The organism is Psychrobacter sp. (assembly GCF_049295055.1).
In the GTDB taxonomy this organism is placed as follows: domain Bacteria; phylum Pseudomonadota; class Gammaproteobacteria; order Pseudomonadales; family Moraxellaceae; genus Psychrobacter.
This window is the reverse complement of record NZ_JBAQQF010000034.1, coordinates 1-10,338: the sequence shown is the minus strand read 5'-3', so window position 1 is coordinate 10,338 and position 10,338 is coordinate 1. Positions and strand designations below refer to the sequence as shown.

The 10,338-nt window shown below is 39.2% G+C and carries 8 protein-coding genes and 1 pseudogene; 5 read left to right on the top strand and 4 right to left on the bottom strand.

The annotated features are described in order from the left end of the window. Nucleotides 1–530: 530 nt before the first annotated feature. The 3 genes and pseudogenes from WAZ74_RS05040 to WAZ74_RS05030 form a co-directional block, all read left to right on the top strand. Nucleotides 531–2,078: pseudogene (locus WAZ74_RS05040) on the top strand (TM0106 family RecB-like putative nuclease); the annotation flags it as partial. Nucleotides 2,079–2,171: 93 nt separating this feature from the next. Beyond that, the gene (locus tag WAZ74_RS05035; protein ID WP_422306445.1) at nucleotides 2,172–4,052 is read left to right on the top strand and encodes a DEAD/DEAH box helicase; all 1,881 of its coding nucleotides are present in this window, start codon (nucleotides 2,172–2,174) and stop codon (nucleotides 4,050–4,052) included. Nucleotides 4,053–4,542: 490 nt separating this feature from the next. Next, nucleotides 4,543–5,316, top strand: coding sequence for a hypothetical protein (locus WAZ74_RS05030; protein WP_422306443.1), 774 nt, complete (start codon nucleotides 4,543–4,545; stop codon nucleotides 5,314–5,316). Nucleotides 5,317–5,763: 447 nt separating this feature from the next. On the opposite strand, the gene WAZ74_RS05025 is transcribed toward WAZ74_RS05030, so the two are convergent. Beyond that, nucleotides 5,764–6,432, bottom strand: coding sequence for a hypothetical protein (locus WAZ74_RS05025; protein ID WP_422306441.1), 669 nt, complete (start codon nucleotides 6,430–6,432; stop codon nucleotides 5,764–5,766). Nucleotides 6,433–6,802: 370 nt separating this feature from the next. On the opposite strand from WAZ74_RS05025, the gene WAZ74_RS05020 reads away from it, so the two are divergent. Next, on the top strand, nucleotides 6,803–7,714 hold the full coding sequence (locus WAZ74_RS05020; protein WP_422306439.1) for a hypothetical protein: 912 nt from the start codon (nucleotides 6,803–6,805) through the stop codon (nucleotides 7,712–7,714). 501 nt (nucleotides 7,715–8,215) lie between these two features. Here WAZ74_RS05020 and WAZ74_RS05015 read toward each other — a convergent pair. Genes WAZ74_RS05015 through WAZ74_RS05005 form a run of 3 tightly spaced genes read right to left on the bottom strand, consistent with a single transcriptional unit; the run spans nucleotide 8,216 to nucleotide 9,992 of the window. Beyond that, nucleotides 8,216–8,509 carry a hypothetical protein gene (locus tag WAZ74_RS05015; protein WP_422306437.1) on the bottom strand — a complete coding sequence of 98 codons (294 nt, stop codon included), beginning with the start codon at nucleotides 8,507–8,509 and terminating at the stop codon, nucleotides 8,216–8,218. Next, entirely contained in the window at nucleotides 8,506–9,750 is a 1,245-nt protein-coding gene (locus WAZ74_RS05010) for an Arm DNA-binding domain-containing protein (RefSeq protein WP_422306435.1), read from the bottom strand. The genes WAZ74_RS05015 and WAZ74_RS05010 overlap by 4 nt, the downstream gene beginning before the upstream one ends. A gap of 26 nt (nucleotides 9,751–9,776) precedes the next feature. After that, complete coding sequence (locus tag WAZ74_RS05005) at nucleotides 9,777–9,992, bottom strand: hypothetical protein (protein ID WP_147222245.1); 216 nt, start codon at nucleotides 9,990–9,992, stop codon at nucleotides 9,777–9,779. Between the two features lie 122 nt (nucleotides 9,993–10,114). Between WAZ74_RS05005 and WAZ74_RS05000 the strand changes: the two genes are divergently transcribed. Next, nucleotides 10,115–10,338, top strand: a 224-nt coding sequence (locus WAZ74_RS05000; RefSeq protein ID WP_422306430.1) for a helix-turn-helix domain-containing protein, incomplete at its 3' end; no start/stop codon positions are given.

Here is a 10,338-nt window from a genome sequence, read left to right as displayed (position 1 = left end):
CAATCGATGGACATCTAAAGGGACTAAAAATAGCTAAATTTTGCCAAACATCGTCAAATAGCTGGGTAATATCCCGATATTAACTGCGCTATTTTCCTTATTTGCCTGCAATTTATCTTATTTTTATTACCATTTTTAAAATGAGGACACGCCCTAGTAAAAAGTATTTACTTAAATATACAGTAATAAATTTCTCTCAAAACAAAATAATATAAATATGGTATAGACTCAAAGTAAGTTTACTAAAGATAATCGACTGTGTATCAATATCACTTATAACCATAGTAATTGCAATATAAATAACTTACCTTCACGACATCCGGCGTCGCGCTATTTAAGAGTATTTTTTGAATAGATAGCTGAGTGAAATGAGGCAGATATTAACTAATATAATTTAGTACAGTAATCAAGATTTGGATGTTTTATCGGGATAAAGTAACGAGAAATAAATATCAGCTTTTGGTCATCTAAAAAGACTTCACATATTAAGCCTTATCATTAATTAACTTTGAAAAAAAGCAGGGTGCCCGATGTATAAAAGAGAAAGAATGTATTACTCACCATCAGACCTGACCAAATATATGGAAAGTCCTTTTGCATCATGGATGGATAGGCTTGCTCAGGAATACCCAGAGCTGACCCCAGAAAGAGACCTCAGTGATGAATTCATGGGATTACTGCAACAAAAAGGCTATGCCCATGAAGATAAGCTCGAGACAAGATTTATAGCTGAGGGTAGGACGCTAGTAAAGATTGAGGGTAGCAGTAATACCGAAAAATACACCAAAACTCTAGAGGCAATGAAAGTAGGTATCGAAGTCATTGTGCAGGCAAGATTAAAGCTTGACCAATTTGCTGGCTTTGCTGATTTTTTGGTAAAAGTAATACACGATTCAGATCAAACCCCAAGCAAGCTTGGCAACTGGCATTATGAGGTATGGGACACAAAGCTTGCTAGCCACGTTAAGCCGACATTTATCATCCAGTTGTGTTGTTACGCTCAAATGCTTGAATCCATTCAAGGCTGCTTGCCTCAGAGTATTACTGTTGCGCTTGGCAATGGTGAGATGGAGGTGCTAAAGACTTATGATTTTTACCATTACTACTTAAGTTTAAAAGCCCGTTTTCTAGACGAGCATGCCAAATTCCACTTAGATCACTGCCCAGATCCTGCCGACTCTGGAAGCTGGAGCAACTGGAGCCATCATGCCGAACAGCTTTTGCTTGATAAAGACCATTTGTTTCAAGTAGCAAGTATTACCAAAGGACAAATTAAAAAGCTTAATCAGGCAGGTATATATACTATGCAGCAGCTTGCAGAGTCGCCTGTATTATTAGTGAGTGGTATTCCCTCTACGGTATTTGCTAAGCTAAAAGCTCAAGCTACTATACAAATAAAAAGTAAGATAAAAAGTCAAAAGCTGGGTGGTTCGACTGACAGCGATAAGCCAGAGTTTGAAATCCTGCAACATTTGCAAGCTGAGAGAAAAGGACTCTCATTATTACCGCCTCATTCTCCTATGGATGTATTCTTTGATATTGAAGGCTTTCCGCTTGACGAAGGCGGATTGGAATACTTGTGGGGTAATACCTACTTTGATGAGCAGGGCAACCGCCAGTTCAAAGACTTTTGGGCTCACAACCGTGAATAAGAAAAGCAATGCTTTCAGGAGTTTATCCATTGGGTTTTTGGTCGGTGGCAACAAGATCCAAGTATGCACATTTACCACTATGCCAGTTATGAGATTACCGCCTGTCGTAAGCTGATGGGGCGCTACGGTGTTTGTGAGTATGAAGTTGATCAACTGCTAAGAAATGAAGTGTTTGTCGATTTATACAAGGTAGTAAAGGGATGTTTGCGATTGGGTGCTCCCAGGTACTCAATTAAAAATGTCGAACGTCTATATCGCAATCAACGCAATACTGAAGTAGGTGACGGTGGTGATTCAGTCGTCGTTTATGATCAGTGGCGTGAGTTAAACCAACGTGGTTTGGAAGGCGATACTTGGCAAACCTCAAAGATTCTTAATGACATTCGAGACTACAATATTGACGATTGCGATTCTACGCAAGAGCTGGCGGTGTGGCTAAGGGAACAACAGCTAATACATAACATTGATTATCTTGGTAAAACCGAAGTCATTGAGCCAGAAACCTCCGAAGAAATAACCATGGTTACCGCACTGCGTGATCGTCTATTAAACCAAGCTGAAACAGAGTCACTAGATAATCCTAAACAAGCACAACTCACTGAGAATCTAGCATGGATGTTAGAGTTTCATCGCCGAGAGTCCAAACCTTTATTCTGGAAGCTATTTGATCGCCTTGGCTCAGATGAGATGGAGCTCTTTAACGATTTAGATTGTCTGGCCATATGTGAGCGCACGGATAGAGTAGCGTTCAAAAATTCACCAAAAGCTAGAAACCTAAGCTACGAATATAGATTTAATCCAGAGCAAGAGTTTAAGGGGGCTTCAAGTAATTTCTATGTGCTTGGGTTAGAGACATCTGAAGGTAAAAATATAAAAGTAGGGTTTGTTGTAGAGGAGAGCGATTTAGAAAACGGGCTAATTGTACTCAAAGCTAAAGATGAACTCCCAAATATGGTGTCGCTCATTCCCGATAAATATATCAGTACTGATATCATTTCTGGTGCGTTGTTTAGAACGATTTCTGAGTATGAAAAAGGGTTATTTAGACAGAAAAAATCTGCCATTATGGATTTTTTAACGGGTGTAAAGCCAAGAATCTTAAATCACAGAGGTGGTGATATTGTCAGCAGTGAGGAGCCTGATGCTCGCTTAAAGCAAGTTATCGCAGCAATTGGTAATCTTGATAGTAGCTACCTACCGATACAAGGGCCTCCAGGCGCTGGTAAAACTTATACCGCTAAACAAGCCATTGCTCATTTGCTTAAGTCAGGGGCAAAAATCGGTATCTCTAGTAACAGTCATAAAGCCATCAATAATCTATTACTTAGCACGGCTAAACACTGCAGAGAGCACAATATAAAAGCATCATTTTTCTGCAACAAAGAGACGGACGATGAGCTTGCTGATTACGACGTGACTATCTCAAGCAATAACCAACTAGCCAGCCAAATTCAGCCAGCATGTGTTATTGGTACGACTGCATGGGGATTTGCTCGTGAGGACATGACAGAGCAGCTCGACTATCTGTTTATTGATGAAGCAGGGCAGGTCGCAACAGCAAACTTAGTCGCCATGAGTCGTAGTGCGAGAAACCTAGTATTAATGGGCGATCAAATGCAACTGGGTCAACCTTCACAAGGCACTCATCCTGCTAAAAGCGGACTATCTGTACTTGACTATCTGTTACACGAAACACCGACCATCCCTGCGGATATGGGCGTGTTCTTAGATATGACCTACCGTATGCATAGTAAGGTGAATACGGTTATCAGTCAGCTAATCTACGAGAGTAAACTACAATCACACATCGATAATGATAAGCGTATCCTCAACGTAACAGACAATACAACTAACCAAAGTACTGACTGCCAGGGGATAGAAGATTACTTAAATTTGGAAGCAGGCATTGCCTTTGTTCCCGTGGAGCATGAGGGTAATACTCAAGCTTCTGATGAGGAGGTAGCAACGATTAAGCAGCTGGCTAAATCACTACTGGGTCGCATGTTTTATACTGGCGCTACCAAAGATAATGGTGAGCCAGTTACTCGACCAATCACGTGGGAAGATATGCTGTTTGTCGCCCCATACAATCATCAGGTGAGTAAGCTAAAAACAGCTTTGGGTGCACAAGCAAAGGTTGGTAGTGTTGATAAATTTCAAGGTCAAGAAGCTCCGATCGTATTTTTAAGCATGTGCGCTAGTGATGCTAATGAATCGCCTAGAGGTATTGACTTCTTATTCGATAAAAACCGCATTAACGTGGCAATTTCTAGAGCACAAACACAGGCTATCGTGGTGGCAAGCCCTAATCTTGTTAATACCTCTGTCAATAGTGTTGAACAGTTGAAGAAAGTAAGTTTGTTTGGTGCTATTGGCTTTATGAGCCATAAGACTGGCTAATTAATATAAAGAATAACTTAGTGTGGCTATTAATAGTATTTTTTCTAAAATCTTACTATAATAAACATTAGTCTATAAAATATAAAAACGAATAGTAAGAAAATATTCGTTTTTAACTCAAAAGTAAAAATCTATAGAAGGGACTTCTATGATAGCTAAATTATTGAAAGGGCATCTAATTATGTTTATAGAAAAAAGTGGATTAATAAAAATATATTTGGAAAGATTTTAACTTTAATATTACTGCCATTTGTACTACTTTTTTCTTTGATATCTATAGTGTTTACGATTTTGATGTGGTTGTTTGTAGCTGCACTAGCATTGGGAGCAATGTATGTTGTCTATACAGTCTTCTTCACTTAATTTATTTTTTATACATGTACTTTTAAATAAATTCCGAGATGAGCTGATAGGCAAAAATAATGCTGAACTTTTACTATGCAAGTTATTTGATTTATCTACAGTTATCTTACTCAAGAAAAGGATTTTTATGAAAAATCTTATTAATATAATAAGAAACGATATTGACGAGTTTCATCTAAATCGTAAGATTACTCGTGCAAAGGAGCTGTCAGAACAGACTGGAATGCATGTCAATCATAATGAGTATCCTGCATATTTCTTCGGTGATCTCCAAGCAAAATTTGTACTCGTTCACCTCAACCCTAAACAGCAGGATAATCCGTCAGATAGCTATAAAGGGAGTTTCAAGTTTGATAACTTTGACGAGTATTTTAAATTTCATAGATACTACGGCAAAACCCATTATGGTGAACACTCAGATAAGTCACTTAAGTCTCCCTTTGATCTTAAGCAAATTAGATTTATAAAGCCATTTAACGTTATTGAATTCGATGACAATGAATATTTGAACCTAGAAAAGGTCATGGATAATAAGCTACAACTCGAGCTCCTGCCCTTTGGTTCAAGTAAATTTGAAACTGCATTAATTAAAGGTGATTCACTAAATCCTTATGTCGAAACCTTGCTGGATACAATAATCAGCCAGGAAAGAGAGTACGTTATATTTTGTGGCAAGGTATTCGAGAGTTTACTAAAAAACTATATCGTCTCTAAGAAAGATTATGAGTTTAAACTACCAAAAGTAGATGGTTCAGTCGCTAAAAATAATTCTAGTTTTTCTAAGATTGTTATAAGTTTTAATGGTAGCGAAATTTCTGCTGGTATGGCGAAATCCTTTGCTCAGCAGGGCTTGAATATGTCTGAATATGGTAAGAAATGCTGTCAGCTTTACAATCAATAGGTATTATACTTTGCAAAAAGAAAAGTATTTAATAATACTATCTGAATGTCTTAAAGTGTGATCATATATACATCTTAATTTTTAGGGTTATGAGTGAGTTTAGATAGAATATAAGTATTTTTTGAAATTTCACTCTAAACCAGAACCGCCTCGACTATATCAGATTATTCAATAAAGTAGGGACGGTTCATGATGTACAGAAAACGCCAAATAATCTAGTGAACTGACCAACATGATTTTGACGCAATGACTGAACCCTGCTGTTCATTTCTAACACTAGCAGATCGATAACTTGATAGCGCACCCAACATGATTTAGAAGTAGTAACTTCCAACTCGGGAATATCTGCAACTAATAGCGAAAAACGCCATTACCTCGCACACTTAAGTAAATTAGCCTCTGATGTAGTTGGAGCGGTTTAGTATTAACCCAAGCCATCATTGCGAGTTATTGAAGCTTATGTTCCGACAACAACTTTTTATCTACAATTCTCCATCCTTCAGATGCGTCACCTGCAACAGTGTAAAGGTACTCATATCTGGGTGAATTATTACTAATCCACCCATTTGTACCATCACCGTTATCATGACTCGATATAATACTAAAAACCCCGTCTTTGTAATCAACTTCACTAACAAAATTAGGGTAAATATCTAGATCACTAAAAAATCTATCATGACGAATATCATCTCTACCAAAACCTGTTTCAATTAAAAAAGGTCGTGTATTAGAAATCTTAGTAAGTGATGTCATGAAAGAGGTGTTATCTACGACCCCTCCCGAACAACCCATATCACCGCTCCAATAAACTAGATAGTCTGAATTAAAACTCTTATTTTCAGGATTCCCTAAGTTTGAAGTGCCAACTAAAAAAACATCATTCACAGTAGTTTTCGTTATCGCATCATCATCGAAAGAGGTTGAACACGCAACGCTTGTAGCGAAGTTCTGAACTATACCTAAGATTTCTTCTCTCTCTGAAGTATTAACTGCTATTGCAGGTTGGTATACCTGATTAGTAGGAGTTTTTACATTACTTAGATTACGATCAGTAGCACAAGCCGACAAAGTAATTGCAATAGTTGCTAGAACAAACGTTTTATAAAAATTATTCATATGGTTAAAGGCTCATGGATAGACAATATTTCAATCTATCATGTAATCTATTGTTTGTAAAACTTGCTATATTATTACATCAACAATGAATTTTAAGTTGAAAAACTTTTACCAGTTATTAAGTAAATCCCAAAACCTCGACTGTTTCTATAAACGGACGTTATGGTAAGTAAGTTTATAGCGAAAAAAGTAGGCTTCAAAAGGGTTTGTGCTATAAATCGCTAAGATATATGAAGTTTTTTTATTACCGTCAAGCTGTGTCACTAAAACCTCCTCAGTTAATATCTATGGATTTGATAGCAGGGGTTAGCGTTATAATAACCCAAAGAAGGAGGCTGGTATGACCAATAAATGCGCTAGGAATCCTTTCATGAAACAGGTTTATTCTGTTATAGCTATTATTCTGTCATTTATAAGTACTGCTCATGCTGAGTCATGGGAAGCAGTAATTCCAGCAGTAGAAAAACGGGCTGCCTTTTATTTGTCTGAAGCTGACCGTCTTGGTTATTCGAACACCTCCAAAAGTGATGTAGATTACTTGGATTATTATCGCGAAGATCATGAATGCGGCATTCTTGGCCGCATGCTCGACCTAGCTGATGTGGTGGCTGATGATGAACGTCTTGGCACTCCTCGAATTGCCGATGATCTATCAGAGATTGAGGTAATTCAGATGTTTGCTGTAGGTCGTACACTAGAATCTTGGGTAATGCAGGCTAAACATGCTCTTAGTCAAACCAAGGAGAAGCGCGTTCAACATTGGAACCAATCTTGTGCCGAGAGTGAAAGTCTTAAATATGCGCCAAGCCTATTGATTGCTGACGTCCCCAGTTTTAATGCCTTTGCTATATCAAACCCAAAGCATTCAAATCTTAAAACCTCCGCCCATCCTATTGCTATGCCCGATTTTGAAGGACGTGATAAATCAGCACGCATGTTCCGAACCCGTATACGTGATGGCTTAGCAGAAGGGGCTAATTTTAATGGGCATTACTCTTTCATTACTTTTGGCTGCGGTACTTCTTGTGTTATGAGTTATATTACTGACACTCGCACTGGGAAAGTCTTTGAGCCGCCGTTTGGTGGAGAATCAACCCCAGAGTTGGCGATTGAATTTAAGCTTGATAGCAATTTAATACAGGTTGTTCATATGGGTGATACCTCTGAGGAATGTCAGGTTCGCGCATGGTCTTTTGATGGAAAAATCTTCAAGCTTGAAGGTGAAGATAGTTTTGCGCGTGAAGGCAGCTGCAACTATGGGCAGAAACTGGTATCCAAATAGTACGACAGTTATTTCTGATTGGAGTTTTGTGGAAAATCTACTAAGTTGATGAGCTTTTATTAACTTTACCCTATGTAGTGGCACACTAAATTTGGACTGTATTTAAGAGAAGAAGTGTTGCACACAAAAAAGCCAGACAACCTAAGCTGTCTGGCTTTGAAATCTTGAACGACTTATCTATGATTATGTTCCCGCCATACAGCATGCTCACATACCTCACAGCACCAACTGTTTTTTGCTCGCATGTAAGGGATGTCTGCTGGTATCTGCAGAGGGCACACATAACCACAGTACTCGCATCGCACATCATCTAAATAAGCAAAACACTCACCGATTATCTCGAACAGTAACTGAGGGCTAATATCATACTTCTCACAGACGGTTTCTACATGTGCAATATAATCACCTTTATTATCATATGACCAGTAATCCTCACAGATCTTTAGATCTCGTGCGTTCTGTGTCATATTCGGCTGAAGCTTTACACTCATCACATTCTCCTTAGTAGCCGACATGGTCAGAGTGCGGTAATAGCTCATAAAGCTCGCTCTGAAGCTGACAACGCATATCCTCAATCACATAGTCAAGATTCACATCCAAGCGCTTCTGTACCCATACACGCATCGCCATATCGTTATCAAAGCAGCGCTTTACTCCCAAGAAGCGAGCGAGGTTATGACCCGATGAAACATACAACTCACGCATTAATGTATTAGCAATCAGGTTCGCATCTGCACTGATTGCACCGTCCCGTTTAAGTTCAGCAAACAGCTCTTCATAATTGATAATTGTCATAGTGACGTCTCCTTGCCAGTCTGTTTATTCTTGATGAGTGCTTCAGTGTCAGAGCTATTCGATGCGCTGGTTAGCTTCTCTTTGCTCGCAAGTAGCAGATTATCCATCGCTGAGCCATCCTGACGGGTAATATCAGGCACATAGCGGCTATACACCCGAAACAGCATCTCCGTACTACTGTGACCCATCTGCCGTGCTATCCACTCAGGATTTTCACCAGCAGCCAGCCAAAGCGTCGCTGCGGTATGCCGAGTCTGATAAGCACGTCGGTGTTTGAGACCGAGCAGTGCAAGCGTAGGCTTCCACACCCGCCGATTTACATTGCGGTACTCCATGGGATTACCTTGTGAGTTGCAAAACACAAACTCTGACTTACCATAGGTGCGTGCCTTCTGCTCTAGTAAGGCGTCATAGACTAACTGTGACATCGCAATATCACGTTGTGAGCCCAATGTCTTCGTTGGACCCATTTCCCCATTCACTAATGCCCCTTTAATACTGATCTCACGCCGATCAAAGTTAATACAGTCCCACTTAAGCCCATCGATCTCACTGGTACGCATACCCGTAAAGAAGCGAATGGTGTAGTAGGGCTTATAATCAGCACGGACATGCTTTAAAATTAGAAATACCTCATCTAATGTAAAAGGACTGACATCAGGACGTGCTTGCTTGAGATTCTTAATATTTTTATAAGGCATCTCAAACTCATGGCGATCTGACGCTTCTTCTAGTATCATACGAAGAAGTATCATGATCTGGTTGATCCGTGCTACTGACAGACTTGACTGACCCTCTTTACCGTAGCGAACTTTGGCGAGGGAGCTACGGAAGGTCAGCAAGTCTGGTTTTTTTATGGCATGTACCGCTTTGCCACCAAACTCAGGTAGCAAATACTTATTCAAAATAATCTGCGTCTTTTGCCGATAGCTCGGCCGCCATTCAATCTTTCTCTCCTCATAAAAAGTCTCTGAAAACTGCTTAAAAGTGGGATTACGACTGATACAAGCTTCCACTCTATCAGCCAGTGCTGTCATCTCTTTTAAACGCGTACTCTTCGGAAAGTAGGCACCATAGTCGAAGATGCCTAGGGTTATTTCTGCTTCCATTTTTTTTGCTACTAAAGCCAGCTTTTTAACGTTTGCCGGAGTATCAGGGAAGTTTGTTGTCTCACGGCAACGAATATTCATATATGTGAAATCTATGAACAGCTTGCCACGCCTTGCTCTTACTGATGCCATTGTTAATCTCCTTGTTTAAATAAAACTTACTGTAAAGCCATGCCGTTGATGGCACTCATAACTGGCTTACACATATCTTCTTCGATACGCTCCCAGACATATAAAATCTTACGACCGCCAAAAGGACGGATGTAGTGAATGTTTTCAATCAAAACAGTGTCTTTCATTTGATTGCGGATAGTACGTGCGTCGTATTTGATACGGTCCGCTAATTCTTGAGTAGTAAGATAAGTCTGTGACATAATAGTTCTCCATGTGAAATAAATTTACTATTAGTGGGTCATTAGTTATCACTAATGAGTACATATTATCTGTATATATTATCACTTGCAAGCATTTTTTTATCACTTTAGGGATTTTATGTATGATTAAGCTCAATTTACCTGTTTTATTTGCACAAAGAGGCATCCGCGTAGCGGATGCTGACAGGATGTGTAAACTAGGAAGATCTACTTTATATCGGATGTACAATAATGAAGTCACTAGAATAGACTTTGATTCATTAAATGAGCTTTGTAAGCTTTTAGATTGCACACCCGGCGATATTATCCTCTATGAAGAAGATGAAGTTTGTGAGGAAGAGGGTTC

Coding starts and splice junctions, on each gene's coding strand:
- WAZ74_RS05035 (WP_422306445.1), top strand. CDS start 2,172: ATGGTTACCGCACTGCGTGATCGTCTATTAAACCAAGCTGAAACAGAG.
- WAZ74_RS05030 (WP_422306443.1), top strand. CDS start 4,543: ATGAAAAATCTTATTAATATAATAAGAAACGATATTGACGAGTTTCAT.
- WAZ74_RS05025 (WP_422306441.1), bottom strand. CDS start 6,432: ATGAATAATTTTTATAAAACGTTTGTTCTAGCAACTATTGCAATTACT.
- WAZ74_RS05020 (WP_422306439.1), top strand. CDS start 6,803: ATGAAACAGGTTTATTCTGTTATAGCTATTATTCTGTCATTTATAAGT.
- WAZ74_RS05015 (WP_422306437.1), bottom strand. CDS start 8,509: ATGACAATTATCAATTATGAAGAGCTGTTTGCTGAACTTAAACGGGAC.
- WAZ74_RS05010 (WP_422306435.1), bottom strand. CDS start 9,750: ATGGCATCAGTAAGAGCAAGGCGTGGCAAGCTGTTCATAGATTTCACA.
- WAZ74_RS05005 (WP_147222245.1), bottom strand. CDS start 9,992: ATGTCACAGACTTATCTTACTACTCAAGAATTAGCGGACCGTATCAAA.